Annotated in this window: 27 protein-coding genes; 9 read left to right on the top strand and 18 right to left on the bottom strand. The window is 75.2% G+C overall.

Translation table 11 applies throughout. The features are described 5' to 3' along the window. From AB0C69_RS14320 to pfkB, 7 genes are all read right to left on the bottom strand, one after another. A partial coding sequence (locus tag AB0C69_RS14320) for a DeoR/GlpR family DNA-binding transcription regulator (RefSeq protein ID WP_360353520.1) occupies positions 1 to 785 on the bottom strand: 785 nt, incomplete at its 3' end. 113 nt (positions 786 to 898) lie between these two features. Beyond that, a complete protein-coding gene (locus AB0C69_RS14315) occupies positions 899 to 1,177 on the bottom strand; it encodes an HPr family phosphocarrier protein (RefSeq protein WP_345176127.1) in 279 nt (92 codons plus the stop codon). 9 nt (positions 1,178 to 1,186) lie between these two features. Next, a complete protein-coding gene (locus AB0C69_RS14310) occupies positions 1,187 to 2,227 on the bottom strand; it encodes an alcohol dehydrogenase catalytic domain-containing protein (RefSeq protein ID WP_353834628.1) in 1,041 nt (346 codons plus the stop codon). Then, entirely contained in the window at positions 2,224 to 2,712 is a 489-nt protein-coding gene (locus tag AB0C69_RS14305) for a PTS sugar transporter subunit IIA (protein ID WP_360353517.1), read from the bottom strand. The genes AB0C69_RS14310 and AB0C69_RS14305 overlap by 4 nt, the downstream gene beginning before the upstream one ends. Beyond that, entirely contained in the window at positions 2,696 to 2,995 is a 300-nt protein-coding gene (locus AB0C69_RS14300; RefSeq protein ID WP_345176116.1) for a PTS lactose transporter subunit IIB, read from the bottom strand. The genes AB0C69_RS14305 and AB0C69_RS14300 overlap by 17 nt, the downstream gene beginning before the upstream one ends. 17 nt (positions 2,996 to 3,012) lie before the next feature. Beyond that, a complete protein-coding gene (locus tag AB0C69_RS14295) occupies positions 3,013 to 4,221 on the bottom strand; it encodes a PTS mannitol transporter subunit IICB (protein WP_360353515.1) in 1,209 nt (402 codons plus the stop codon). A gap of 45 nt (positions 4,222 to 4,266) precedes the next feature. After that, a complete protein-coding gene (gene pfkB, locus AB0C69_RS14290) occupies positions 4,267 to 5,205 on the bottom strand; it encodes a 1-phosphofructokinase (RefSeq protein WP_345176111.1) in 939 nt (312 codons plus the stop codon). 135 nt (positions 5,206 to 5,340) lie between these two features. Here pfkB and AB0C69_RS14285 point away from each other — a divergent pair, with 135 nt between their 5' ends. The 3 genes from AB0C69_RS14285 to ligA are packed head-to-tail and all read left to right on the top strand — an operon-like array spanning position 5,341 to position 9,299. Beyond that, positions 5,341 to 6,279 (top strand): DMT family transporter, encoded by a 939-nt coding sequence (locus AB0C69_RS14285; RefSeq protein WP_345176109.1) that lies wholly within the window; start codon positions 5,341 to 5,343, stop codon positions 6,277 to 6,279. 11 nt (positions 6,280 to 6,290) lie between these two features. Beyond that, entirely contained in the window at positions 6,291 to 7,190 is a 900-nt protein-coding gene (locus tag AB0C69_RS14280) for an alpha/beta hydrolase-fold protein (protein ID WP_360353512.1), read from the top strand. 39 nt (positions 7,191 to 7,229) lie between these two features. Continuing rightward, positions 7,230 to 9,299, top strand: coding sequence for an NAD-dependent DNA ligase LigA (gene ligA / locus AB0C69_RS14275; RefSeq protein ID WP_360353510.1), 2,070 nt, complete (start codon positions 7,230 to 7,232; stop codon positions 9,297 to 9,299). A gap of 7 nt (positions 9,300 to 9,306) precedes the next feature. Here the strand turns inward: ligA and AB0C69_RS14270 are convergent, their stop codons facing one another. From AB0C69_RS14270 to AB0C69_RS14250, 5 genes are all read right to left on the bottom strand, one after another. Then, the gene (locus tag AB0C69_RS14270) at positions 9,307 to 10,503 is read right to left on the bottom strand and encodes a helix-turn-helix domain-containing protein (RefSeq protein WP_360353508.1); all 1,197 of its coding nucleotides are present in this window, start codon (positions 10,501 to 10,503) and stop codon (positions 9,307 to 9,309) included. 84 nt (positions 10,504 to 10,587) lie between these two features. Beyond that, on the bottom strand, positions 10,588 to 11,895 hold the full coding sequence (locus AB0C69_RS14265; protein ID WP_360353506.1) for an acyltransferase: 1,308 nt from the start codon (positions 11,893 to 11,895) through the stop codon (positions 10,588 to 10,590). Positions 11,896 to 12,094: 199 nt separating this feature from the next. Beyond that, positions 12,095 to 12,877, bottom strand: a complete 783-nt coding sequence (locus AB0C69_RS14260) for an SAM-dependent methyltransferase (protein ID WP_360353504.1) — start codon at positions 12,875 to 12,877, stop codon at positions 12,095 to 12,097. 295 nt (positions 12,878 to 13,172) lie between these two features. Continuing rightward, complete coding sequence (locus AB0C69_RS14255) at positions 13,173 to 13,808, bottom strand: GNAT family N-acetyltransferase (RefSeq protein ID WP_360353502.1); 636 nt, start codon at positions 13,806 to 13,808, stop codon at positions 13,173 to 13,175. Positions 13,809 to 13,872: 64 nt separating this feature from the next. Beyond that, positions 13,873 to 14,319, bottom strand: coding sequence for a hypothetical protein (locus tag AB0C69_RS14250; RefSeq protein ID WP_360353500.1), 447 nt, complete (start codon positions 14,317 to 14,319; stop codon positions 13,873 to 13,875). A 269-nt stretch (positions 14,320 to 14,588) separates the two neighbouring features. Between AB0C69_RS14250 and AB0C69_RS14245 the strand changes: the two genes are divergently transcribed. After that, positions 14,589 to 15,119, top strand: a complete 531-nt coding sequence (locus AB0C69_RS14245; RefSeq protein ID WP_360353498.1) for a DUF2269 family protein — start codon at positions 14,589 to 14,591, stop codon at positions 15,117 to 15,119. Here AB0C69_RS14245 and AB0C69_RS14240 read toward each other — a convergent pair. Then, the gene (locus tag AB0C69_RS14240; RefSeq protein ID WP_360353496.1) at positions 15,114 to 16,034 is read right to left on the bottom strand and encodes a LysR family transcriptional regulator; all 921 of its coding nucleotides are present in this window, start codon (positions 16,032 to 16,034) and stop codon (positions 15,114 to 15,116) included. The genes AB0C69_RS14245 and AB0C69_RS14240 overlap by 6 nt on opposite strands. 75 nt (positions 16,035 to 16,109) lie before the next feature. On the opposite strand from AB0C69_RS14240, the gene AB0C69_RS14235 reads away from it, so the two are divergent. Further along, positions 16,110 to 17,057: a DMT family transporter gene (locus AB0C69_RS14235; protein ID WP_360353494.1), complete on the top strand. Its 948-nt coding sequence runs from the start codon at positions 16,110 to 16,112 to the stop codon at positions 17,055 to 17,057. Then, on the top strand, positions 16,978 to 17,895 hold the full coding sequence (locus tag AB0C69_RS14230) for a phosphotransferase (protein ID WP_360353491.1): 918 nt from the start codon (positions 16,978 to 16,980) through the stop codon (positions 17,893 to 17,895). The genes AB0C69_RS14235 and AB0C69_RS14230 overlap by 80 nt, the downstream gene beginning before the upstream one ends. On the opposite strand, the gene AB0C69_RS14225 is transcribed toward AB0C69_RS14230, so the two are convergent. Both AB0C69_RS14225 and AB0C69_RS14220 read right to left on the bottom strand, forming a co-directional pair. After that, entirely contained in the window at positions 17,888 to 18,862 is a 975-nt protein-coding gene (locus AB0C69_RS14225) for a sensor histidine kinase (RefSeq protein WP_360353489.1), read from the bottom strand. The two genes, AB0C69_RS14230 and AB0C69_RS14225, sit on opposite strands and share 8 nt — an antisense overlap. Positions 18,863 to 19,073: 211 nt before the next feature. Beyond that, complete coding sequence (locus tag AB0C69_RS14220; protein ID WP_360353487.1) at positions 19,074 to 20,162, bottom strand: glutamate--cysteine ligase; 1,089 nt, start codon at positions 20,160 to 20,162, stop codon at positions 19,074 to 19,076. 165 nt (positions 20,163 to 20,327) lie between these two features. Between AB0C69_RS14220 and AB0C69_RS14215 the strand changes: the two genes are divergently transcribed. Beyond that, complete coding sequence (locus tag AB0C69_RS14215) at positions 20,328 to 20,456, top strand: hypothetical protein (protein WP_345176077.1); 129 nt, start codon at positions 20,328 to 20,330, stop codon at positions 20,454 to 20,456. A gap of 43 nt (positions 20,457 to 20,499) precedes the next feature. On the opposite strand, the gene AB0C69_RS14210 is transcribed toward AB0C69_RS14215, so the two are convergent. The 3 genes from AB0C69_RS14210 to AB0C69_RS14200 form a co-directional block, all read right to left on the bottom strand. Continuing rightward, complete coding sequence (locus tag AB0C69_RS14210; protein ID WP_360353485.1) at positions 20,500 to 20,682, bottom strand: hypothetical protein; 183 nt, start codon at positions 20,680 to 20,682, stop codon at positions 20,500 to 20,502. 2 nt (positions 20,683 to 20,684) lie between these two features. Beyond that, positions 20,685 to 20,894 (bottom strand): HGxxPAAW family protein, encoded by a 210-nt coding sequence (locus tag AB0C69_RS14205; protein ID WP_345176068.1) that lies wholly within the window; start codon positions 20,892 to 20,894, stop codon positions 20,685 to 20,687. Positions 20,895 to 21,030: 136 nt separating this feature from the next. Further along, complete coding sequence (locus AB0C69_RS14200; protein WP_360353482.1) at positions 21,031 to 22,209, bottom strand: acyl-CoA dehydrogenase family protein; 1,179 nt, start codon at positions 22,207 to 22,209, stop codon at positions 21,031 to 21,033. Between the two features lie 116 nt (positions 22,210 to 22,325). On the opposite strand from AB0C69_RS14200, the gene AB0C69_RS14195 reads away from it, so the two are divergent. Together AB0C69_RS14195 and AB0C69_RS14190 are read left to right on the top strand one after the other, a co-directional pair. After that, entirely contained in the window at positions 22,326 to 24,149 is a 1,824-nt protein-coding gene (locus AB0C69_RS14195; protein ID WP_360353480.1) for a methylmalonyl-CoA mutase subunit beta, read from the top strand. Next, the coding region (locus AB0C69_RS14190; protein WP_360353478.1) for a methylmalonyl-CoA mutase family protein at positions 24,146 to 24,487 on the top strand (342 nt) is incomplete at its 3' end. The genes AB0C69_RS14195 and AB0C69_RS14190, both read left to right, overlap by 4 nt.

The raw sequence follows: 24,487 nt of genomic DNA, 5'->3' as shown, positions 1-24,487 counted from the left end.
GCGCGGCGCGGGGGGGGGCGGCGACCCCCCCGGACGACCTCCGGGCCCGCGGCCGCGAGGTCGGCGGCGAGGTCGGTGTCCAGCCCGGTGTCGGTGATCAGCACGTCGATGTCGGAGAGGCCGCCGAACCGCACGAGGTGGTCGTGCCCGATCTTGGTGCGGTCGGCAAGCAGCACCCGCCGCCGGGACGAGGCGATCATCGCCCGCTTCACCGCGGCCTCGGCCTGGTCGGAGGTGGTCAGCCCGCGCTCGACCGAGCAGCCGTTGGTGGCCATGAACGCCACGTCCACCCACAGGTCGGCGAGCGGGCGCAGCACCCAGTCGTCCACCGTGGCGAGCGTGCGGCCGCGCACCCGCCCGCCGAGGATGATCACGGTGAGGTTCGGGCGGGTCGCCAGCACCGCCGCGTGCGGCGGCGAGTTCACGATCACGGTCAGCTCGCGGTCGGTCGGCAGCAGCTGGACGAACCGCGCGGTGGTCGTCCCGGCGTCCACGATGACCGACCCGTCGGCGGGCAGCTCCTCCAGCGCCGCCTTGGCGATGCGCTGCTTCTCCTCCGTCATCACCGCGTCCCGCGCCGCCAGCTCCGGCTCGAAGCCGAGCCGCTCGACGGGCATCGCGCCGCCGTGGACGCGCCGGACCGTCCCGGCCCGCTCCAGCACGGTCAGGTCGCGGCGGATCGTCTCGGTCGTGACCGAGAACTCCTCGGCGAGCGCGACCACGTCCACCCGGCCCTTCGAGCGCGCCAGCGCAAGGATCGCCTGCTGCCGTTCCTCGGCGTACATGACCGTCGTCCCACCCGTTCCGTCTGCGTCGCGGTGCGTCCCCATTGTGCCGAGTCCGCCGTGCCGAGCCGTGCCGATCCCGCCGGTCCGCCGCGCCGGGTCCGCGGGACCGGTCAGGCGGGCTGCTCGGCGTCCAGGTCGCGGGCGAGCAGGCCGGCGAGCTCCTCCAGCGCGCCCCCGGCCCCGTCCCCCTCGGCGGACAGCGTCACCTCCGTACCGTGCCGCGCGCCGAGCGACAGCACGCCGAGGATGCTGCTCGCGGGGACGGGCGCGCCGTCCCCGACCCGGATGGACACCGGCACCGGCTGCCGCGCCGCCGCCTGGACGAACAACTGCGCCGGGCGGGCGTGCAGCCCCTGCGCCGCGGCGACGACGACGCTCCGTTCGGGCATGGCGTCTCCTCAGGGTTCGATGGTGACTTTGATCGCGGCGCCCCGGGTGACCAGGTCGAGGGCGTCGTGCAGGGCGTCCAGCGGGAGCCGGTGGGTGATGAGGTCCTCGACGGGGACCCGTCCGGACCCGATCATCTCCAGCGCGCGGGCGTTGTGCGCGGGGCTCGACCCGTTCGCGCCGACCAGGGACAGCTCCCGGTAGTGGACGCGGTTGGCGTCGACGGGGACGACCGGGTCGTCCTTGGGCAGGCCGCCGAACAGGCTGACCCGGCCGCCGGGCGCGACGAGCCGCTGCGCCAGGCCCTGCGCGGCGGCCGACGCGGCGGCGGTGATCGCCACGTCGGCGCCGCGCCCGCCGGTGCGTTCGAGGATCTCCTCGACGACGTCGCCCGCGCCCGCGTCCAGCGCGGCGTCCGGCTTGACGAGCGCGGCGGCCCGGTGCAGCCGCTCGGCGTTGACCTCCACGAGGAACACGCGGGCGGCGCCGCGGGCCCGCGCGACCCGCACGTGCAGGCAGCCGACCGGGCCCGACCCGAACACCACGACGTCGTCGCCCTCGCCGACCCGGGCGAGCTCCTGGCCGTTCAGCACGCAGGCGAGCGGTTCGGCCACCGACGCCTCGGCGAACGAGACGCCGTCGGGGATCCGGTTCACCCCGCCGACCGCGAGCACCTTCGCCGGGACGATCGTGTACTCGGCGAACCCGCCGTCGTAGTGGTATCCCATCGACTCCTGCGCGGCGCAGACCGTCATCCGGCCGCGGCGGCACTCGGCGCACCGCCCGCACGGGATCGCCGCGATCACCTGCACGCGGTCGCCCGGGGCCCAGTCCCCGGCGCCGGCCCCGGCCTCCACGACCTCGCCGGCGATCTCGTGGCCCATCACCCGCGGCGGGACGATGTGGTGGTGCCCGAACCGGGAGATCTTGACGTCGGTGCCGCAGGTCGAGCAGCCGCGGACGCGGATCTTCAGCTCGCCCGGGCCGGGCTCGGGTTCGGGGGCGTCCTCCAGGCGGATGTCGGCGGGGGCGTAGAAGCGGGCGACCTTCATGCGGTGTGTCCCTGTCGTGTCGGTTGCTCGTCCTCGGCCGGCGGGGCGAGCAGGGCGAGGACCTGCTCGGCGGCGGTGGCCTCGCGCAGCGCGCGGGCCCGGCCCGGGTCCATGAGGACCTGGGCCAGCTCGGCGAGGATCTCCATGTGGCCGTCGCCGCGCGCCGCGATCGCGACGCAGACGGTGACGGTCTCGCCGTTCCAGTCCGTCCCGTCGGGGAAGCGGACGACGGCGAGGGCGTCGCGGCGGATGAGGCCGCGGCCCCCGGACGTGCCGTGCGGGATCGCCACGCCCTCGCCGAGGTAGGTGGAAATGGAGCGTTCCCGCTCCAGCATCGCGTCGATGTAGCCGGGCTCGACGGCGCCCGCGTCCACGAGCACCCGCCCGCAGACCCGGACGGCGTCGTCGCGGTCGCGGGCCCGCGCGTCCAGCCGGATCGCGTCCGGGGCGAGCAGGCCGGCGGCGCCGTCAGGCACCGACCTCACCGCCGTCCTTGATCGCCTTGACCAGCCGGTCGACGGCCGGGTCGCCGAGGTAGACCTCGAACGGGATCACCGGTGCGCCGCCGGCGCCGCGCCGGGCGCGGGCCGCGAGCCCGGTGTGGCAGACGACCACGTCGGCGTCGCCGGGGATCGCGTCGACGGGCGTGTGCTCGACCGCGACGTCCTGCTTGCGCAGCGCCTTGCGGAGCTGCCCGGCGAGCATGACGCTGCTGCCCATGCCCGCGTCGCAGGCGATGACGAGTTTGCGGATGTCCTTGCCGTTCATCGTTGGTGCGCCTTCCGTCAGTGGGCGGTCGTTTCCCGCGCGGCGCCGTCGGCGGGCTCCTTCGGGGGCGCCTGCTCGGCGGTGCTCGGCTCGGTGGTGGTCTCCTCGGCGGCGCCCGCTTCGGTGGCGCCGTCCGCCTCCCCGGCCGCGTCCCCGCCCTCGGGGTCGGACTCGGCCAGCCTGCCGAAGCCGAGCAGCGCGGCGCCGACGCCGAAGGAGACGGCCGCGGAGGCGATCAGGCCGGAGTAGACGCCGATCCAGTTGCCGGCGCCGCGGGGCGTCTGCGCCAGGTAGGCGAAGATGCTGCCGGGCGAGGGGGTCGCCACGAGCCCGGCGCCCGTGGCCACGAAGATCGCCACTCCGGTCACGCCGCCCGCCATCGCGGCGAGGATCATCCGCGGCTTCATCAGGACGTAGGGGAAGTAGATCTCGTGGATGCCGCCGAAGAAGTGGATGACGGCGGCCGCCGGGACGCTCGGGCGCAGCCGCCGCGGCCCGAAGAACCAGTAGGCGAGCAGGACGCCGAGACCCGGCCCCGGATTGGACTCCAGCATGAACAGCACGGACCTGCCGTGCTCGGCGGCCTGCTGGACGCCGAGCGGACCGAGCACCCCGTGGTTGACGGCGTTGTTGAGGAACAGCACCTTCGCCGGTTCGATGAGCAGGGACGTGAGCGGCAGCAGGTCGTGGTCGACCAGCCACCCCACGCCGTCCCCGGCCCATTCGGTGAAGGTGTTCATGACCGGGCCGATGAGCCGGTTGCCCGCGACGGCCATCGCGGCGCCGACGATCCCGGCGGAGAAGTTGTCGACCAGCATCTCGAACCCGGTCCGGACGCGGTCCCGCACGAGGCCGTCGAACAGCCGCAGCAGGTACGCGGCGAGCGGGCCAGTGATCATCGCGCCGAGGAACATCGGCACCTCGGCGCCGACGACGATGCCCACGGTGGCGACCGCGCCGACGACGGCGCCGCGCTGGCCGTGCACCATCCGGCCGCCGGTGTAGCCGATCAGCAGCGGCAGCAGAAACTTGATCATCGGGTCGACCAGCTCGCCGAGCTCCTTGTTCGGCAGCCAGCCGGTCGGGATGAACAAGGCGGTGATCAGGCCCCAGGCGATGAACGCGCCGATGTTCGGCATCACCATCGCGGCCATCCGGCCGCCGAGCCGCTGGACGTTCGCGCGGATCCCGCGCCCGGCGGGCTCCGGGGTGTAGGCGGTGGCCATCTCGGCCTCCTGTCGTTCGGGGGTGGGGGTGGGTGTTTCGCGGGGTCAGGCGAGGAGGGGGCGGGCGAGGTCGGGGTGCGGGTGGATGCGGACGATGTCGCGCCGCACGTCGGCGGAGCCGGGCATCCGGCTGGCGGGCAGCCGCACGGCCGCCGCGCCCCAGGCGAGGCCCTCGGCGAGCGCGCGGGGCCCGCGGGCGCCCGCGGCGAGGAACCCGGCGAGGAGGGCGTCGCCGGCCCCGACGGTGCTGCGCGGGTGGGCGACGGGCGCCTCGCCGGTGAGGACGCCGTCGTCGTCGACGAGCACCGCGCCCTGCGCGCCCAGGCTGACCAGGACGGCGCGGGCCCCCCACGCCCGCAGCCGCCCGGCCGCCTCGACCGCGTCGGCCACGGTGTCGACCGGGCCGCCCGCGGCCTCCGCGAGCTCCTCCCGGTTCGGTTTGACGAGGTCGGGCGCGGCGGCGACGGCGGCGCGCAGCGCCGGGCCGCTGGTGTCGACCGCGACGCGGACGCCGCCCGCCGAGAACCGGCGGCACATCCGCGCGTAGGTGCCGTCAGGGACGCCGGGCGGCAGGCTGCCGCAGCCGACCACCCAGCGGGCGGAGCCGGCCGCGGCGGCCACCGCGGCGCCGACCTCGTCCAGCTCCCCGGGCGACAGCGGGCCGCCGGGCTCGTTCAGCTTGGTGACGACGCCGCCGGGCTCGACGATCGTGACGTTGGACCGGGTCCGCCCGCGGGCGCGGACGGCGTGCACGCGCAGGCCCTCGGTCTCCAGCAGCCGGCGCAGCTGGTCGCCGTCGGCGCCGCCCACCGCGACCACGGCGGCGGACGCGACGTCGTTGGCCAGCAGCGCCCGGGACACGTTGACGCCCTTGCCGCCCGGGTCCAGCCGCGCGGACCTGGCCCTGATGACCGCGCCGCGGGTCAGCACGTCCACCTCGATCGTGCGGTCGAGGCTCGGGTTGAGCGTCACCGTCACGATCATGCGCCGACCGCTCCCGGCTCCATGTGGCTTCCCTTCTGTTTGAGTTTGTTTCTCTTGTTTTAGATCCGTTTTCCGTCGGGGTCAAGAGCGGACGGGCCCCGTGGTCATCCCGTCCGGCGGCGGGAAGGATGATCTGTGGCGGGATGCGCGAGGCGGGAGGGGCACTGTGAGCCGGAGCGGGACGGGCTGATGGCCTGGTCGGTCTGCTTCAGCCTGCTCGCGGCGTTCCTGTTCGCCGCGGCGGCGGCCCTGCAGTACCGGGCCGCACGGCGTGCCGTGCACGGCGTCTCGGACGCGTCCGCCGCCCACGGGCTGATCCGCCGGCTGGTCCGCGACCCCGTGTGGCTCACCGGGTGGGGGGTCAACCTCGGCGGGTTCTGCGCGCAGGCCGTCGCCCTGCACTTCGGCTCGACGGCCGTCGTCCAGCCGCTGCTGGTCACCCAGCTGGTCTTCACGATCGTGCTCGGCACGATCGGCACGGGGCGCCGGCCCGCGCGGCTCGACCTGTTCGGAGGCATCGCCGTCACTGCGGGCCTCGCCGTCCTGTTCACGGTCCCGGGCGCGATCCCGCCCCAGGGCGAGCCGTCCCGGCCGCGGATCCTGCTCGCCGGGCTCGTCGCCGCGCCGGTCATCCTCGTCCTGTCGCGGGCGGCATGGCTGCGCAGGGGGCCGGTGCGGGCCGCGCTGCTCGGCGTCTGCGCCGGCCTGTGCTTCGCGGCGACCGCCGTGCTGATCAAACTCACCACCGCCGACCTGGTCGACCGCGGGGTCGCGGCCACCGCGGTGGACTGGCCCGGCTACGCGCTGGCCGGCAGCACGCTGCTCGGCCTGGTCATCGAGCAGCGGGCGTTCGCGGCCGGATCGCTGCCCGCCGCCATGACCGCGATGACGATGACGAACCCCATCGCGTCCTACCTCGTGGCCGCCTTCGCCTTCCAGACGCTGCCGCCCCGGACGGCCGCGGCGCTCACGGCCCTGTCGTTCAGCGTGCTCCTGCTCACCGGGGGAGTCGCGCTGCTGTCGCGGTCGGCGCACGCGTCCCGCGAGGGCGATACGGTGCCCGGAGCCTCCTGAAAGGACCCTCTTTGATCACCCGACGCGCCCTCGTCCTCGGCGGGCTCGGCGGCCTCGGCGCCGCCGCGGCCACGGGCGGCGCCGGCTACGCACTGGTGGAGAGCGGGGCCCTGCCCGGCAAGGTCCGGCTGGACCGCGCGCTCGGCAGGTGCGGGGACGTGCCGGCGCCGCCCTCCGCGTCCGTCCGGGCCGAGACGATGACCTGGCGTTCCGCGCACCGCCGCACGAACGTCACCGCGACCGTCGTCCCGCCCGCCGCGAACCGGTCGCCGCGCGGCCTGCCGGTGGTCGTCGCCCTGCACGGCACCGGCGAGGACGGCTCCTCCCTCGTGCGGAACCTGGCCCTGGACCACTACCTGCCCGACGCGGTCGCCAACGGCGGCGTCCCCCCGTTCACCCTCGTGAGCGTGGACGGCGGCCGGGACACCTACTGGCATCCGCGCGCCTCCGGCGACGACCCCCTCGGCATGATCGTGGACGAGCTGCTGCCGCGGCTGCGGGACCGCGGCGCCCGCACCGACCGCGTGGGCGCCATCGGCTGGTCGATGGGCGGCTACGGAGCCCTCGTGCTGGCCCGCCGCCTCGGCCGCGCCCGCACGGCCGCCGTGGTCGCCTCGTCCCCGGCCCTGTTCGCCTCCTACGAGGACGCGGTCGCCACCAACCGCCGCTCGTTCGACGGCGCGGCGGACTACCAGCGCCACGACGTCTTCGCCGCGCTCGAAGAGCTGAAGGGCGTCCCGCTGCGCGTCGACTGCGGGACCAGCGACCCGTTCGCCGACCGGGTGCGCGATTTCCGCGACCGGGTCCGCCCCGAGGGCGGGCTGGAGGGCGGATGCCACGACGCGGCCTTCTGGCGTCGGCAGCTCCGCCGCGAACTGGCGTTTCTCGGGCACCGCCTGGGCCCCCGCTGACCGCCTGGAGATCTCGGGGGGACCGGGCATGATGGCGTCATGAGCGACACCCCGGCCCGCACCGAGATCGGTGACCGGGCGGCCTACGCCGCCGCCGTCCAGACCGCCGTCGCCGCCTCCGCCGCCTACTACGGCGAGGGCGACTCGCCGCTCGACGACGACGCCTTCGACCGGCTGGTGCGCGGCATCGCCGCCTACGAGGCCGAGCATCCGGACGAGGTGCTGCCCGAGTCCCCGACGGGCAAGGTCGCCGGGGGAGCGGTGGTCGGCGACGTCCCGCACACCGTCCCGATGCTGAGCCTGGACAACGTGTTCTCCGAAGAGGGCCTGCGGACGTGGGCGGCGCGCCTGGCCCGCAGGCTCGGCCGCGAGGTCGCGGCGTGGAGCGTCGAGCCGAAGCTGGACGGCATGGCGATCTCGGCCCGGTACCGCGACGGGCGGCTCGTCCGGCTGGTGACGCGGGGCGACGGCGCCTCGGGCGACGACGTCTCCCACTGCACCGGCATGATCCTCGGCCTGCCGGGGCGCCTCGCGCGGCCGCTCACCGTCGAGCTGCGCGGCGAGGTGCTGATGACGCGGGCCCAGTTCGAGGCCGCCAACGCCGCCCGCACCGCCGCCGTGGGAACGACGTTCGCCAACCCGCGCAGCGCCGCCGCCGGAACCCTGCGCACCAGGGACCACCCCTACGAGGTGGAGATGACCTTCTTCGCCTACGGCGCGCTGCCGGCGGACGGCACCGACGGCGAGACGGCCGCGCGCCTGCGCGACCTGCCGCACAGCCGGGTCATGGAGCTGGTCGCCGGCCTCGGCGCGAACACCACGGCCGCGACGTCCGCCCCGGGGATCACCGCGACGTCGATCGAGCGGGTGCTGGAGCGGATCGAGGAGATCGCCGCGCTGCGCGCCGAGCTCGACTTCGGCATCGACGGCATCGTGGTCAAGGCGGACGCGGCGGCCGACCAGGCCGACGCCGGCCTGTCCTCGCGCGCCCCGCGCTGGGCGATCGCCTACAAGCTGCCCGCGGTCGAGAAGATCACCCGGCTGCTGGACGTGGAGTGGAACGTCGGCCGCACCGGGGTCATCGCGCCCCGCGCCGTCCTGGAGCCCGTCGAGGTGGACGGCTCCACCGTCACCTACGCGACCCTGCACAACGCCGCCGACATCGAGCGGCGCGGACTGATGATCGGCGATCACGTCACCGTCTACAAGGCGGGCGACGTCATCCCGCGCGTGGAGGCCCCCGTCGTCCACCTGCGCACCGGGCGGGAGCGGCCCGTCGAGATCCCCGCGGCCTGCCCGCGCTGCGGCGACGGGATCGACGCCTCCCAGCAGCGCTGGCGGTGCGTGCGGGGCCGCGCCTGCCACGCCGTCGTGTCGGTCCGCTACGCGGTGGCCCGCGACCAGTTCGACATCGAGGGCCTCGGCGAGGGCCGCATCGACCAGCTCATCCGCGAGGGGCTGATCACCGACTTCGCCGACCTGTTCACCCTCACCTACGACCAGGTCATCGCCCTGGAGCGGATGGGCGAGACCAGCACCACGGCCCTTCTCGCCGCGATCGAGGGCGCGAAGGCCAAGCCGCTGAGCAAGGTGTTCTGCGCGCTCGGCGTGCGCGGCACCGGCCGGTCGATGTCGCGCCGCATCGCCCGCCACTTCGGCACGATGGACGCGATCCGCGCCGCGGACGCCGAGGCCCTCCAGGAGGTCGAGGGCGTCGGGCCGGAGCGCGCCGCGGTCCTGGTGGCCGAGATCGCCGAGCTGGCCCCGCTGATCGACAAGCTCGCCGCCGCCGGGGTCACCATGACCGAGCCGGGCGCCGCGGGCCCGGCCGGGCGGGAGGCCGGGGCGGGCGCTCCGGACCTGCCCCTCGCCGGTATGTCGGTCGTCGTCACCGGAGCGATGTCCGGGCCGCTCGGCGGCCTGTCGCGCGAGCAGGTGAACGAGCTGGTCGAGCGCGCCGGAGGCACGGCGTCCTCGTCGGTGTCGGCCCGCACGTCCCTGGTGGTCGCGGGGGAGAAGGCGGGGTCGAAGAGGGCCAAGGCCGAGCGGCTCGGCATCGAGATCGTCACGCCGGAGGAGCTCGCCGCCCGCGTCGCCGCGTTCCTGTGAGCCGCGGCTACGCCGTCGGCCCGGCCCGGCCCGTCCGGTCGGCGCGGCCCGTCCGCACCAGCCAGCTCAGCATCAGCATGAGGTCGAGCCGTCCGTCCGGCTCGGTGAAGCGGCCGCCGGTCAGCTCGGTGATGCGCCGCAGCCGGTACCGGACGGTCTGCTCGTGGATGTGCAGCCGCTCCGCGGCGGTCACCGCGTTGTCGCCGCACTGCAGGTAGGTCAGCAGGGTCTCGGCGAGCGGCTGCCGGCGCGGCGGAGGCAGCTCCAGCAGCGGCCCGAGGGCGGCTTCGGCGGTCGCGCCGACCAGTTCGTCCGCCGCGAGCGTGGCCAGGGACGCGATGTGGTCGACGCACCGGACGGGGCCCTCGTCCGGCAGCAGCCCCCGTTCCGCCAGGGTCAGGGCGTGCCGGGCCCAGCGCAGCGAGAGCGCGCCCTGCCCGATCGGGACGGTCGGGCCGAGCGCCGAGGTGCCGAGCCTGCGCAGCGCCGGCCACAGCCGGTCCTGGCCGGGGCCCTCCGGGTCGGGCACCACGAGGAAGGGGACGGGCGCCTCCCAGTCGGCCAGCACCGCGGGCGGCAGGATCCGGGCGCCGGCGGGCGCGCCCGCCGGCAGCGCCACGAGCGCGATGCTCTTCGGCAGCTCCCAGCGGGCCGCGACCGCCAGCTCGGCGATCGTCTCGTGCCCGGGCGGGGGCTCGGCGACCAGCAGGTCGCGGAGCCGGTCGCGGCGGCGCTCCCGCTCGGTCGCCAGCTGGCCCTGCGCGCGGGCGTAGCCCTGCGCGGCGGCGTCCGCGGCCCGCGCCAGCAGCATGAACAGCGAGTCCGTGAGCCGGCCGAGCGTCTCGCGCGACCAGCCGAGCCGGTAGGCGTCCTTGATGAACCGGCGGCAGGCGACCTGGCTGCTCACCCGCATCGCGTTCTGCAGCGCGGCCAGGCTCCTGCCCTGCCGCGCCTCCTCCTCGCCGAGCCGCATGTACAGCTCGGTGATCTTGCGTGCGTCCGCGGTGGGATGGTCGACGGAGTCCACGAAGAACGCGACGGTGTCGCTGACCGTCCGCTCCACCTTCCGGGCGTACTCGCCGCCGTCGGCGCCCGCGTACTCGGGGACCTGGTCGCGGATCTCCCGCTCCATCTCGTCCACGGCGGCCTGGAGATGCTGCCGCAGCACGTCGGGCAGCTCGGCGGGCATCGGCCCTTGGGTCATCCGTTGTCCGATCGGCGGGGTGGGCTCGGGCGAATCACCCTAGGCAAGAAAGCGAACGCTGTCATCACCCGCCGGAGGGGACGGTCAGGGGTGGGCGGGCTGCGGTGCGGAGGCGGCGGCGGGCGCCGCGGGGGAGCGCCGCCGCGCCGTCAGGCGGCGGCCGAGGTTCTGCGCGGGCCGCTCGACGTAGCGGTGCGCCAGCGCCGCCGAGGTGAGGACGGTCGCCAGCAGCACCACGCCCCAGACCGCCCGGACCGGTGCCGACAGCCCCCAGGTGTCGCGTCCGGCGGCGTGCCAGACCGCCTGGATGACCAGCGGGTGCAGCAGGTAGACCGAGTAGCTGACCAGCCCCAGCCACACGAGCACGCGCGGCATGGAGCGGTTCCGCAGGGCGAGCCCGGCCAGGAACGTCAGCCACGCGGCGCCCACCGCGATGGACCAGTCCGGGCCGAGGGGGTTCGGGTTGGCGTGCAGCGCCCAGCTGGTCGGCGTGCGCATGCCCGCCGCCAGCGTCAGGGCCGGGACGATCGCCACCATCGCCGCGGCGGGCCCGAGCCGGAGCCGCCCGTCCTGGATGCCGCGGATCGCGGTCCCGGCGAACATGGTGGCGATGATGCACAGGCTCTCGATGGCGCCGATGCGGCTGTTCAGCACGAGCAGGACGAGGGCCAGCGCGGCCACCACCGCGACGCCCGCCCGCCGCAGCCCGCGGTGCCGGCTGACCATGGCGGCCAGGCCGCCGGCGAGCATCAGCGCGGCGGCGAGGACCGTCCCGCCCGGCCACCGGGAGGCCAGCAGCCCGGACGGCAGCGCGACGCCGAGGATGGCCGCGCCCACGCCGAAGCCGAGGGCGACCCGGGCGCTGGCGCGGTGCACTCCGGCGACGAACATCGCCGTCACGAGGAGGTAGAAGACCATCTCGTAGGACAGTGTCCAGAACACGTTGACGACGTTCGGGACGCCCAGGAGGTCCTGCAGCATCGTCAGGTGCGCCAGCGCGGACGCCCAGGGCCGGTCGCCGATCGCCGCGGGCAGGCCGTAGGAGAGGCCGGCCGCGCTGAGCAGCAGCGCCAGCACCACCGACACGCCCCACGCCGGGTACAGGCGGAAGAAGCGTCCGGTCCAGAACTGCCGGACGCTGCCGCGCCGCTCCAGGGAGAACGGCACCACGTAGCCGCTGACGAGGAAGAACACGAAGACCCCGTACCGGCCGAAGTCGAACCACGGGCCGGTCGCCCGGCGGACCTCGGGCAGGAGCACGTCCAGGGAGTGCTCGAACACCACCACCAGGGCCGCGAGGCCGCGCAGCGCGTCCAGCCAGCCCATGCGCGGTGCCTTCGCGGGGGGAGCGCCGATCGTCGTGTCATGCGGAGTCAGGGTGTTCGTCGGCATCCGGGCCACGATAGGGGCCGAACCGTTACCGTTTCTAACGGGCAAATGAGATTTCTCTTAATCGGGGCATCCCTCGGCTGACGCTGTGTCACGGGGCGCGGACGCCGGAGGCGCGGCGAGAGCAGGGCGGTCGCGGCCAACCGGAGCGCGCCGTCCGCGCCGGGCTTATCCGAAAAATGTGATCAACGCCACATCGGTGTCAGCGGACGCCGACGGCGCCGTAGAGGACCGGTTCGTCGCGGGGGCCGGTGGGTCCCTCGGCGGTGAGCGGCGTCAGCCCGGGGGGCAGCGGGCGGAACGGTCCGAGCAGCCGCGCGATCTCCGCGCCGCCGCGCGGACGGACCGGGACCGACGTCGCCTCGCCGTAGAGCCGCGCGGCCTCCGTGACGGCGCCGGGGGCGAAGTCGGCGGTGGCGTGCGAGACGACCAGCGCGCTGCCGGGGGCCGTGGACGCCGCGAGGTCGGCGACGAGCTCGGCGGCGCCGTCCACGAAGTGCAGGACGCTGGAGAACACCAGCGCGACCGGTTCGGCCGGGTCGATGAGCCGCCGCACCTCGGGGCTGCCCATGACGGCGGCCGGGTCGCGGATGTCGGCCCGCAGCGCCGCGACGTTGCCGCCGTCGATGAGCAGCGCGCGGGCGTGGGCGATGACGAGCGGGTCGTGGTCGACGTAGACGACGCGGGCGCCGCCGGCGCGGCCCGCGGCCATCTGGTGCAGGTTGTCCGTCCTCGGCAGGCCGCAGCCGAGGTCGACGAACTGCCGCACGCCGCGTCCGGCGAGCTGCGCGACGGAGCCGGCGAGGAAGCGGCGGGCGGCGCGGGCGGCCGCCGCGGCCTGCGGCAGGACCCGCAGGATCCGCTGGGCGAGGTCGCGGTCGGACGCGTAGTTGTCCTTGCCGCCGAGGAGGTAGTCCTGGACGCGCGCCGGACCCGGCCTGTGCAGGGCGAGAGGGGTGTTCTCCGGCGCCCTCGTGCCGGCCATGGGCATGGTGCTTCACCTGTCGCCTTCACCAGAGGGGATCGGTGCAATGGCTCGCTTACGACGGTAGGCGGCCGCGGCGGGTCCGGAGGCGGCCGCGTCCGGTGGACCGTCCGAAACCCGCCGGGCACGTGGCCGCATCGGGTCAGCGGGGTTTGGCGCGTCATCGTCCGGTGCTGCGGCGAACGATCGGCGCGCGGGCGCGTCCGGGCGCGGGCGCGGTCGCGCGACTGGCCTTTTCCGGCCATGACAGGCACTTAACCGAAGATGTCGATTCGCGGTGGAGGACCCTGCGGAGTCACCCTCCGGGGGCGCGCCACATGAGCCAGACCGGCGGGCACCCCTTGCCCGGCAGCGGCAGCTCGCGCGTCACCTGGAAGCCGAACCGCTCGTAGTAGGGCACGTTCTGCTCTTTCGAGGACTCCAGGTAGGCGGGCAGGCCCTCGGCGTCGCAGCGGTCGAGCCGTGATCGCAGCAGGGCCGCGCCCAGGCCGTTGCCCTGCGCCGGGGGGTCGGTGCCGAGCACCGCCAGATACCAGTGCGGCTCGCGCGGGTGGTGCTTCTCGATCGCGCTGAGCGTGCGGAGGGTGGCGGGCGTCCTGGCGCCCAGGATGCGCAGCAGCGGCACGGCGTAGGCCGCCTGCAGACGCAGCGGCACGCTCCACAGGCCGGGCGGGTCCCACAGGGCGGCGGCCTCGGCCCCGGCCCCGTCCCCGCGCCCGGTGGTCTCGGTCGCCCCGTGGGGGAGGTGCACCTGCCGCAGCAGGATGCCGAACAGCGCGGTCATCCGCCGCACGCGGGAGGCGTCGTCGGGCAGGAGCCAGCGCCAGACCGGGTCGTCGTCGAAGGCGCGCCCGAGGACGGCCGCGATCGGTGCGGCGTCGGTGCCGTCCGCCACGCGGACGAGAGGGGACGGGCGGGGCTCGGACGTCATGGCGCGGCCTCCTCGGGGGGACGCGCCGATCCTCACCGCGGGCGCGGCCCCGCGTCAAGGAGGGTCATCGGCGGCGGCGGTGGCGCTCGGAGCGCGGCCTCACCAGCTCCTCCAGGACGAGCGAGGCGCCGACCCCGACCAGCCAGGTGTCCTTGGCGAGCGGGATCCCCTGCGGAGAGGGGCGCAGCCCGCCCTCCTGGCGCATGCCGGGCAGCCGCAGGTACAGGCCGGTCAACCCGGCCGAGAACGCGGTGAGCGCCGCGCCCGCGACGAGCGAGGGCACCAGCGGCACGAGCAGCGCTGCGCCGAGGGCGACCTCCGCCCTGCCGAGCGCGCGGGTGAAGTCCCGCGGGTCCTGCGACTCCAGGAACGGGTAGGCGGTCTTCGCCGTCCCGTGGATCTCGTCGGCCGCCGCGTCCAGTCCCTGGAGTTTCGACAGGCCCGAGTTCAGGACGAACGCGCCGACGGCCAGCCGGACGGGCATCTGGTGAGCGCGAGCAAGAAGACGCATCGTGTCCCCAAAGCGATCGGAAGACGGGCGAAGGGCATCATTCCCGCCGATTCCCTTCCGCAACTGATCGCCGGGTCAAGTCTCGGCCTTCCGGCGCGGGATGGGGCTCCGAGAGGGATGGGGCTCCGAGGGGGATACCGCGCGTGGAGCAGGCCCCCGCGGGCGACTGCCCCAGGCGTGGCAGGGCGGAAGCCTCCGCACGGCCGACGACGCCTCCGGTGCCGCCGTCGCACGATCGGATCGTCGTCGAGAGAACCGGGAGCGCTCAGATGTCGACCTTCCAGTCGCGGCCGGTGGCCGCCGGGCAGTGGTGGCGGCCGGGACCGTCGGTCCGCAAGACCGTCACCGTCGTGCACGTCGTCGCCTCCGTCGCGCTGCTGGGGGAGGTGTGGGGCCTCGTGCTGCTCAACCTCACCGCCGCGCTGACCGCGGACCCGGTGCTCGCGAACTCCGCCTACCGCCTGATGAGCGTGCTGGTGTTCGGGGGAGGCATTCCGCTCAGCCTCACCGCCCTGGCCAGCGGCGTCGCGCTCGCCACTGGCAGCCCGTGGGGGCTGGCGCGGCACTACTGGGTGCTCGCCAAGCTGGTGCTGCTGGTCCTGGTGATCCTCGCCGGGATGCTGCTGTTCACGCCCGAGACGATGGCGGACGCGACCGCCGGCGGGGCGGCCCCCGCCGCCGGGCCGCAGTGGGAGCAGGTGGCGGTGGTCTCCTGCCAGCTGGCGATGCTGCTCTCCGCCACCGCCCTCTCGGTGTTCAAGCCCCGCGGCCGCGTCGGGCGGCGGCGCGCCCGGTCATGAGCCGGGCCGGCCGTCCGGCAGGCGCTCGGCGACGGTTTGCAGCGCCTCCACGCACGCCCGGACCGCCGGCCGGTCCGCCCCGGCCCGCCAGGCCGCGTAGATCTTGCGGTGCACGGCGGGCCTGGTAGCGACGACGCGGACCCCGCGCGGGATCGGGTCGCGGCCGAGCCGGGGGATGAGCGCGGCGGCGAGGTCGGCCGCCACGAAGGCCAGCTGGGTGGGGTAGTCGGCGACGTTGCAAGCGATGTCGGGCTCCACGTTGTGCTCGCGGAGCGTCTGCACGAGCTGCTGGTCGCAGCTGCCGCCCGCCGTCCACGAGGCCCAGCGCATCCCGCGCAGCTCGCTCAGGGCGACCGCGCGGCGCCGGGCCAGCGGGTGCCCGGCCGGCAGCGCGAGGTCGATGACGTCGGAGGACAGCAGGACGTGGGCCACCGACGCGGGGAACGGCGTGACCAGGGTGTCCCAGCTCTCGACGACGGCGACGTCGACGTCGCCGCGGGTGAGCGCGGGCAGGATCTCGTCGGTGTTCGCCTCCAGCAGGGTCGGGACGAGGTCGGGATGCCGCTCCCGCAGGGCGGTGAGCGCGGCGGGCAGCACCGAGCGCGCCGCGGTCACGAACGCCCCGAGCCGCAGCGGCCCGACGGCGGCCTCGCGGAGCCCGTCGAGCTCGGCCGCGGCGGCGGCCAGCTGGGCCATCACCCGCTCGGCGTGCCCGGCCAGGACGTGCCCGGCCCGGGTGAGCCGGACGCCCCGGCCCCGCGGTTCGAGCAGGGTGTGGCCCGTCTCGCGCTCCAGCTTGGAGAGCTGCTGGGACACCCCCGAGGGCGTCACGTGCATGGCCGCGGCGGCGGCCGCGATCGAACCGTGCACGGCCACGGCGTGCAGGGCGCGCAGGCGTTCCACATTCAGCGTCACGGTAGGGATACTACTGTTTTTCGCTAAGCAACATTCGCTTGTGCTAATCAGTCGCCGGACGGCAGCGTGGTGCGCATGCGACGGATCGATCCGCGGCTGCTTCTGGTCTCCGGCGCCGCGTTCATCTCGGCGTCGGCGATCCTGTTCCGGCTGTCCGGCGTCTCGCCCGGGACGGCGGCGTTCTTCCGCTGCGCGCTCGCGCTGCCGGTGCTGGCGCTCCTGGCGCGCTGGGAGCGGCGCGGGGCGGGGCCGCGGCGCCGCGCCGGGCTCGACGTCCTCGCGGGGCTGGTGCTCGGCGCCGACTTCGTGCTCTGGGGCGCGTCGATCGACGGCGTCGGCGCGGGCATCGCGACCGTGCTGGTGAACGTCCAGGTCGTCGTGGTCCCGCTGCTGGCGTTCGCGGTGTTCGGAGAGCGGCCCTCGCGGGCCTTCGCGGCGGCCGTGCCGGCGCTGATGGCCGGCGTCGCGCTGGCCGCCGGCGTCGCAGGGCACGGCACGGACGGGACGGACCCGGTGCTCGGGTCGCTGTTCGGCGCGGGCGCCGGGCTCGCCTACGGCGGCTACCTCTTCCTCACCCGTCTCGCCGGTCGCGGCCAGCAGCACCGGGCGCAGCCGGTCCTGCTGTCGACGCTGGGCGCGGGGGCGGCCTCCGCCGCGATCGGAGGCCCCTGGCAGGGCATCGACCTCGCGCCGGGATGGCCCGCCCTCGGCTGGCTCGCCGCGCTGTCGATGACGGGGCAGGTGTGCGGGTGGGTGCTGATCGGCGCGGCGCTGCCCCGGCTGGGCGCCGACGTCGCCGGGGCCCTCCTGCTGCTCCAGCCGGTGCTGGCGGTCGCCCTCGGCGCGATGGTCCTCGGCGAGCGGCCCGGTCCCGCGCAGCTCGCGGGCTGCGGCCTCGTCGTCGCCGCGCTCTGGCTGGCCGGCAGGGGTAGCGTTCCTCCGCGTGACGACTCCGGAGTGGGCTCCCGAGCACGAGGTGACGCCCGAACTGGCGAGGACGCTGATCGGGCGGAGGTTCCCTGAGCTCCGCGGCGCCCCGGTGGAGCGCCTCGCCACGGGCTGGGACAACACCGTCCTGCTCGTCGGCGGCGACTGGGTGTTCCGCTTCCCGCGCCGGCGGATGGCCCTGGCGGGGGTCGAGCGCGAGACCGCCGTGCTGCCCGTCCTCGCGCCCCGGCTGCCGCTGCCGGTGCCCGTGCCGCGCTTCCTCGGGGAGCCGTCGGACGACTTCCCCTGGCCGTTCTGGGGCGCGCGGCGCATCCCCGGGCGCGAACTCGCCGAGGTGAGGCCGCCGGACGAGGACCGGGTCGCCCTCGCCGCCGAGACCGGCGCCTTCCTGCGGGCCCTGCACGACCCGGCCCTGGTCCGAGAGGCGGGGGAGGGGCTGCCGGTCGACCCGATGGGACGCGCCGACCCCGCCGGGCGCGCGGCGCGGACCCGCGGCCGCCTCGACGCGATCGCCGCCCGAGGGGTGTGGAGGCCGGATCCGGCCCTCGAGGAGTTCCTGGCCGCGGCCGAGGGCTGGGACGCGCCGGGCGGCGACCCGGTGGTCGTCCACGGGGACCTGCACGTCCGGCACCTCCTGCTCACCCCCGCAGGCCGTGCGGCGGGAGTGATCGACTGGGGGGACGTCTGCCTCGGCGCGCCCGCCGTGGACATGTCGCTGGCCTACGCGGGTTTCAGCGGCGCCGCGCGGGAGGCGCTCCTCGCGGAGTACGGGACGGTGCCGCCGGAGCAGGAGGCCGCCGCGCGCGCCCTGGCGCTGAACCTCACGGCGACGCTGGCCGAGTACGCGGCGTCCACCGGGCGGGACGCGCTGCTCGCCGAGACGCTCGCGGGGATCGGCCGGGCGCTCAGCTGAGGCCGGGGCTCACGGTGCGCATGTAGACGCGGATCGTGGTGCCCGCCGGTCCGGTGTGGACGCGGACCAGGTCGGCGAGGTGGTTGACCATGAGGATGCCGCGGCCGCCGTTCGGGCTCATGTCCGCCGGGCGGCGGCCCGCGAGCGGGTCGCTGATCGTCCCGGCGTCGCTGACCTCGCAGACCACGTGCTCGTCCTCGACCCAGAGGCGCGCCGTGCCCGTGCCCCCGCCGTGCAGGCAGGAGTTGGCGGCCAGCTCGTTCACGGCGAGCTCCAGGTCGCCGACCGCGCCGGCGCCGAGGCCGAACTTCGCCCCCCAGCGGCAGGCGAACTCGCGGACGAGGGGGAGCGCGTCGATGTCGAAGCTCATCGCGACCGCCCCGGCGGCCTCGGCCGGCTCGGGCAGCGGCAGGTTGTAGTCGCCGATGACGCGGTGTGGCGCGTAGTCGGCGCTCGGGTGCGTCCCGGACCGGTCGATCACGACCGGATGGGTGGCGCGGGCGTCGGCGAGCGCCACCGGGTCCAGCCGGGCCTCGTCGTAGGGGCACAGGATGGTGGCCTCGCGCCCGGCGAAGGCAAGGTTGATCAGGGCCTCGTGCTGCGCGCAGGCGGGGTACTCGGTCGCCGAGCGGCCGGGCCAGATCGGCTCGCCGATGATCCGCACCCGGCCACCGGCGTGCCGGTCGGCGAAGTGCCGCAGCACTCCCGGGATGATGCGGCCGGGATTGCGGCCCGCCTTCGCCATGTCGATCCAGCTCACCCGGTCGGCGGCCGCGCCGAGGGCGTCGCCCAGCTGCGCCATGCGGACGGCGGGCACCGCCACGGTTACCGGCTCTCCCGCGTCGAGCCCGGCGCGGATGAACGGCACGGTTCCGGCGAGGTACTCCTCGTCGCCGCGGTAGAAGAGCGCGGGGTGGATGAACGCGTCCTCGCGTGCCACGCCCGTTCCGCCGGGGCTGAGGCTCATCGTTCGGTCGCTCCGTCCGGTGCCGCTGTCTCGTGCATTCGATCGAGAATACGCGCAGGAGGGAAGCCGTACGAGCAGGGCCATGCGGACATCCCCCGAGGTCAGCCGATCTGATGTTCCGATCCAGCGGTACCCGCGAGGCGCCCTCCGAAAACAGACAATATCCGGACCAATGACGACCGAGGCCCGCGGCCGCCTCATGACCGGGGGGTCATTGACCGGGCAGCATGACCGCGTCGACGACGTCGGTCAGCCGCCCGCGCCTGCGGTGGGCGCCGCGCTGCAACTCCGCGCCCGTCCCGCCGGCGACCAGGCGCCGCACCCCGCGGGCGACGGCGTCGAGGTCGCCGGCGCCGCGCAGCGCGGGCCGCACGTGCGCGAGCAGGTGCCCGGCCTGCTCGCCGAACGTCGCGGGCCGGCCCGTGCGCACGTCCAGCCCCCGCCCGGCCGGACCGTGCCGCGCCGCTAGCCAGTAGGCGGCGCGCAGCGTCTCCGGGGGCGGGTCGGGCGCCCGCTCGCCGGCGTCCACCAGGTCGGACGACACCTGCACCAGCGCCCGGACCAGCGCGGCGAACACCGCCGCCTCCCCGGCCGTCGGGGCGACGTCCGCGAGCCGGACCTCGATCGTGGGCAGCCGGGCCGACGGCCGGACGTCCCAGAAGATCGTCCCGGAGTCCATCAGGGCCCCGCATTCGAGCAGCGCCCCGACGAGGTCGTCGTAGTGGCCCGCGGACGCGAAGTAGGGCGGAGGCCCCGCCACCGGCCACCGCGCCCAGGCCAGCGCCCGCCAGCAGGCGTGGCCGGTGTCGCGTCCGGCCCAGTACGGCGAGTTCGCCGCCAGGGCCAGCAGCGTCGGCAGCCAGGGGCGCAGATGGTTGCTGACCTGGACGGCGCGCTCGCGGTCCGGCATCTCCACGTGGACGTGGCACGAGCAGATGCTCTGCTCGTCGTCCAGGCCGCGGTAGAAGGCGAGGCTCTCGGCGTAGCGGGCGCCGCGCGTGATCGGGGCGGGCACGAGCTCCCCCAGCACGGGCGTCCCGGTCGCGGCGAGGCGGACGCCCTCGGCCGCCGCGGCGGCGGCCATCACCGCCCGCATCGAGCGGATCTGCTCGCCGAGCTTGTCCAGGTCGTCGCACGGCGAGGTCTTGGCCTCGGCGAGGTAGGCGACGAGTTCGGTGGAGGCGCGCTCGCCCAGCGCCGCGCCCGCCCGGCGCACCACCGCGGCGGCACGGGGGACGAGCTTCCGGGAGACGGGATCGACGACGAAGTACTCTTCCTCGATTCCGAATCGCAGGGCCATCCCACCACCTCTGGCTCGGGCCTTCGAAGCTACGTCGCCGCCGCGCCTCGCGCACCTGCCGGACGGCCCGAATGGGTAGTAAGGGATCTTCTTGACCCTCTTTTGACCCGCCGCTCAGCGGGCACCGTCCGGGGAGACGCAGCGAAAGGGAAGAGGTGAGACCCGGTGCCCGGCTCGACTCCGATCGGCATGCTCGTCATCCTGGTGGCCGTCGCCGTGTTCGTCCTGGCGGGGCTGTTCTACCTGGGCGACAAGCGCAACGGCCCGCCCAACGGCTCGGATCGAGGCCGCTGAGACGGGCCGTCGGCGCGTGCCGCGCGCGGACCGCTGTCCGCCCTCAGGGGCCGGGGTCCACGAAGTACATCGACAGCGCGATGAGGTGCGTGACGACGACCACGCCGATGCCGAAGAAGAACAGCATCTTGGCGGGTCCGTGCGGGAAGACGGTCCCCGGCTTGAGCGGCCCGCGCTCGCGCTGCCGCGCGGCGATCCGCTCCTCGATCGGAGGCCGGTCGAACACTGCTACGCCCGGGGCTCGTCGACGACGACGTCGGTCATGATGTCGACGGCCAGGGCGATGACGCCGCCGATCGCGACGAGCGCGGCGCCCACCCCGAACACGACCCAGTCGGGGCCCAGGGTGACGCCGACGCCGCCGACGGCGAAACCGGTGAAGATGATGGCCACGGCGACCCAGGACTTGGGACGCCCGGCGTGGCTGCCAGTCGACATGCGTTCGTCTTCCCTTGCACGGTTCGGGGGCTGGGGGCTACGACGCCGAACTCTAGCAACGCCCCTAGCCACGGGGCCTTCGGGGGTGCCCGAAGATCAGCCGTGGCCGGGAGGAGCCGCCGCCGGGACGGACGGATCAGACGAACGCCCCCAGACCGGTCGCCGCGCGGCCGACGATCAGAGTGTTGATCTCCCGGGTGCCCTCGTAGGAGTAGAGCGCCTCGGCGTCGGCGACGAACCGGCCGATGCCGTAGTCCAGCACGATCCCGTTGCCCGCCATCAGCTCGCGCGCCCAGCCGACCGCCTCGCGCATGCGGCTGGTGCAGTACGCCTTGGCGAGCGCGGAGTGCTCGTCGCGGTAGAGGCCCTCGTCCTGGAGCTGGGCGAGCCGCACCACCATGCCGAGCGAGGCGGTGGCGTTGCCGAGCATCCTGACCAGAAGGTCCTGGACGAGTTGGAACTTGGCGATCGGCCGCCCGAACTGCTCGCGTCCCACCGCGTAGTCGCGGGCGATCTCGTACGCGGCGAGCATCACCCCGACGGCCTGCCAGGCGACGCCGCTGCGGGTCTGGCGCAGGATCGCGGCGGTGTCCCGGAAGCCGTTCGCCCCGGCCAGCCGGTCGGACTCGGGGACCCGGCAGTCCTCCAGGAGGATGTCGGCGTTCTGCACGGTCCGCAGAGCGATCTTGTTCTCGATCCGGGTCGCGGTGAACCCGGGCGTGCCCTTCGCGACGACGAACCCCTTCACCTGGTCGTCGGCCTCGTCCCTGGCCCACACGACGGTGTGGTCGGCGAAGGTGGCGTTGCCGATCCAGCGCTTCGCGCCGTTCAGGACCCAGTGGTCGCCGTCGCGCCGCGCGGTGGTCCGCAGGCCCAGCGCGACGTCCGAGCCGCCGTCCGGCTCGGTGAGCGCGAACGCGCCGATCCTCTCCATCCGCCCCATCGCGGGCAGCCACCGCTCGCGCTGCTCCGGGGAGCCGCACCGCCCGATGCTGCCCATCGCGAGCCCGGCGTGCACCCCGAAGAACGTCGCCATGGACGGGTCCACCCGGGCCATGTCCATCGCGAGGAACCCGGTGAGCAGGCTGCTCGGCTTGTCGCCCGGGCACTCGTCGTAGGCCAGGCCCGCGATGCCGAGCTCCCCGTACTGCGGGATCAGGTCGAACGGGAACTCCGCCCGCGCCCAGCAGTCGTTCGCGATCGGCGCGACCTTCGCCTCCAGGAAGCCGCGCACCCGCCCGAGGATCTCCTTCTCCCGTCCGTCGAGGAGTTCCTGCATGTGGTACAGGTCGCCGGGGAGTGTCTCCAGGGTCATGACCACCCCTCTTCCCGGACGGCGCACCGCTAACCCGGGCCCGCGGCGCGCGCCGCGTACTGGTCAGCGGGACCCGGTCCCGAGCCGGATTCGGCCGCTCACCTACCATCCAGGACATGACGGTGCCGCCTGAAGAACTCGAACTGGCCGCCGCCTTCCCCGCGGCCGACCGCGACCGGTGGCGGGAGATGGTGAAGGGGGTGCTGCGCAGGTCCGGCGCGGCGAGCGAGGACACCCCCCTCGACGAGATCGAGGGCCTGCTGACCCGCGACTCCTACGACGGGGTGCCGATCGCCGCGCTCTACACGCGCGACGACGCGCCGCCGGGACGTCCCGGGCTGGCCCCCTACGTGCGCGAGGTGCGCCCCGACGGCGAGGGCATCGCCGGGTGGGACGTCCGGCAGCGGCACGCCCACCCCGACCCGGCCGTCACCCGCGAGGCGATCCTCGCCGACCTGGAGAACGGCGCCACCTCCGTCTGGCTGCGGCTCGGCGAGGGCGGGCTGCCGGTGGCCGCGCTGCCCGAGGCGCTGCGCGGCGTCCTGCTCGACCTGGCCCCGGTGGTGCTGGACGCGGGAGCGTCGGCGGGCGAGGCCGCGCGGGCGTTCCTGGCCCTGGTCGCCGAGCGCGGGAACGCGGCCGAGGCGTCCGGCAACCTCGGCGCCGACCCGCTCGGCCTCGCGGCGCGCACCGGCGCGCCCGGGTCGCTGGACGAGGCCGCCGCGCTCGCCGTCCGCTGCGCCCGCGAGTTTCCCCGGCTGCGCGCGGTCGTCGCCGACGGGACCCCGTACCACGACGCGGGCGGCGGCGACGCCGAGGAGCTGGGCGCCGCCGTCGCCGCCGGCGTCGCGTACCTGCGCGCCCTGACCGGCGCCGGGCTGAGCGTGGACGAGGCGTTCGGGCAGATCGAGTTCCGCCTCGCCGTCAGCGCCGACCAGTTCTCCTCGATCGCCAAGCTCCGCGCCGCGCGCCGCCTGTGGGCGCGGGTGGCGGAGGTCAGCGGCGCCGCCGAGGGCACCGCCGCGCGCGTCCACGCGGTCACCTCCTCGGCGATGATGACGCGCCGCGACCCGTGGGTGAACATGCTGCGCACCACCATCGCGACGTTCGCCGCCGGGGTCGGCGGCGCGGACGCGGTCACCGTCCAGCCGTTCGACGCCCGCCTCGGCCTGCCCGACGGCTTCGCCCGCCGCATCGCCCGCAATACCCAGACGCTGCTGCTGGAGGAGTCGAGCCTCGCCCGCGTCGTCGACCCGGCGGGCGGCTCCTGGTACGCCGAGAGCCTCACCGAGGGCCTCGCCCAGGCGGCCTGGGCCTGGTTCACCGAGATCGAGAAGGCCGGGGGCCTGGCCGCCGCCCTCGACTCGGGCCTCGTCGCCCGCCGCCTCGCCGCCACCTGGGAGCGGCGCCGCGAGGACATCGCCCGCCGCAAGGCGCCGATCACCGGCGTCAGCGAGTTCCCCGACCTCGCCGAGACGCCGCCCCGGCGCGACCCCGCGCCCCGGGCGCCCGGCGGCGGCCTCCCGGTCGTCGCGTACGCGCAGGACTTCGAGGCCCTTCGCGACCGCTCCGACGCCCACGCGGAGGCGACCGGCGCCCGTCCGAAGGTCTTCCTCGCGACGCTCGGACCGATCGCCGTCCACACGGCGCGCGCGTCGTTCGCCGCCAACCTCTTCCAGGCGGGCGGGATCGAGACGGTCACCGGCGCCCCCGAGGAGTTCGGGGCGTCCGGCGCCGCGGTCGCCTGCATCTGCTCCAGCGACGCCCTCTACGAGGAGAGGGCCGCGGAGGCGGCCCGGGTCCTGCGCGACGCGGGTGCTGTGAAGGTCTGGCTGGCGGGTAAGGGAACCTACGAGGGGGTCGACGCCCGCGTGCACGCGGGATGCGACGCGGTCGAGGTGCTGGAGACCACCCTCCACGATCTGGGAGTGAACGAATGATCCCCGACTTCACCGAGGTCGACCTCGGGACGGCGCCCCCGGCCGACGAGGCCGCCAAGCGGTGGCGCGCCGCGGTCGCCGACGCCACCGGAGCCGACCCCGAGGCCCAGACCTGGGACACGCCGGAGGGCATCGGCGTCAAGCCCCTCTACACCGGCGACGACCTGGCCGGGCTCGACTTCCTCGGCACCTACCCGGGCATCGCGCCGTTCCTGCGCGGCCCCTACCCGGCGATGTACGCGACCCAGCCGTGGACGATCCGGCAGTACGCCGGCTTCTCCACCGCCGAGGAGTCCAACGCCTTCTACCGCCGCAACCTCGCGGCCGGGCAGAAGGGC

Origin of the sequence: Actinomadura sp. NPDC048032 (assembly GCF_040653175.1) — a bacterium.
GTDB classification, from domain to species: domain Bacteria; phylum Actinomycetota; class Actinomycetes; order Streptosporangiales; family Streptosporangiaceae; genus Spirillospora; species Spirillospora verrucosospora.
This window is presented reverse-complemented; position numbering and strand designations above follow the sequence as displayed.

What these genes read in the sequence shown, in the direction of transcription:
- pfkB (WP_345176111.1), bottom strand. Translation starts at nt 5,205, where the DNA reads ATGATCGTGACGGTGACGCTCAACCCGAGCCTCGACCGCACGATCGAG.
- AB0C69_RS14315 (WP_345176127.1), bottom strand. Translation starts at nt 1,177, where the DNA reads ATGCCCGAACGGAGCGTCGTCGTCGCCGCGGCGCAGGGGCTGCACGCC.
- ligA (WP_360353510.1), top strand. Translation starts at nt 7,230, where the DNA reads ATGAGCGACACCCCGGCCCGCACCGAGATCGGTGACCGGGCGGCCTAC.
- AB0C69_RS14245 (WP_360353498.1), top strand. Translation starts at nt 14,589, where the DNA reads ATGTCGACCTTCCAGTCGCGGCCGGTGGCCGCCGGGCAGTGGTGGCGG.
- AB0C69_RS14235 (WP_360353494.1), top strand. Translation starts at nt 16,110, where the DNA reads ATGCGACGGATCGATCCGCGGCTGCTTCTGGTCTCCGGCGCCGCGTTC.
- AB0C69_RS14310 (WP_353834628.1), bottom strand. Translation starts at nt 2,227, where the DNA reads ATGAAGGTCGCCCGCTTCTACGCCCCCGCCGACATCCGCCTGGAGGAC.
- AB0C69_RS14195 (WP_360353480.1), top strand. Translation starts at nt 22,326, where the DNA reads ATGACGGTGCCGCCTGAAGAACTCGAACTGGCCGCCGCCTTCCCCGCG.
- AB0C69_RS14250 (WP_360353500.1), bottom strand. Translation starts at nt 14,319, where the DNA reads ATGCGTCTTCTTGCTCGCGCTCACCAGATGCCCGTCCGGCTGGCCGTC.
- AB0C69_RS14225 (WP_360353489.1), bottom strand. Translation starts at nt 18,862, where the DNA reads ATGAGCCTCAGCCCCGGCGGAACGGGCGTGGCACGCGAGGACGCGTTC.
- AB0C69_RS14295 (WP_360353515.1), bottom strand. Translation starts at nt 4,221, where the DNA reads ATGGCCACCGCCTACACCCCGGAGCCCGCCGGGCGCGGGATCCGCGCG.
- AB0C69_RS14300 (WP_345176116.1), bottom strand. Translation starts at nt 2,995, where the DNA reads ATGAACGGCAAGGACATCCGCAAACTCGTCATCGCCTGCGACGCGGGC.
- AB0C69_RS14205 (WP_345176068.1), bottom strand. Translation starts at nt 20,894, where the DNA reads ATGTCGACTGGCAGCCACGCCGGGCGTCCCAAGTCCTGGGTCGCCGTG.
- AB0C69_RS14260 (WP_360353504.1), bottom strand. Translation starts at nt 12,877, where the DNA reads ATGGCCGGCACGAGGGCGCCGGAGAACACCCCTCTCGCCCTGCACAGG.
- AB0C69_RS14270 (WP_360353508.1), bottom strand. Translation starts at nt 10,503, where the DNA reads ATGACCCAAGGGCCGATGCCCGCCGAGCTGCCCGACGTGCTGCGGCAG.
- AB0C69_RS14200 (WP_360353482.1), bottom strand. Translation starts at nt 22,209, where the DNA reads ATGACCCTGGAGACACTCCCCGGCGACCTGTACCACATGCAGGAACTC.
- AB0C69_RS14255 (WP_360353502.1), bottom strand. Translation starts at nt 13,808, where the DNA reads ATGACGTCCGAGCCCCGCCCGTCCCCTCTCGTCCGCGTGGCGGACGGC.
- AB0C69_RS14265 (WP_360353506.1), bottom strand. Translation starts at nt 11,895, where the DNA reads ATGCCGACGAACACCCTGACTCCGCATGACACGACGATCGGCGCTCCC.
- AB0C69_RS14220 (WP_360353487.1), bottom strand. Translation starts at nt 20,162, where the DNA reads ATGGCCCTGCGATTCGGAATCGAGGAAGAGTACTTCGTCGTCGATCCC.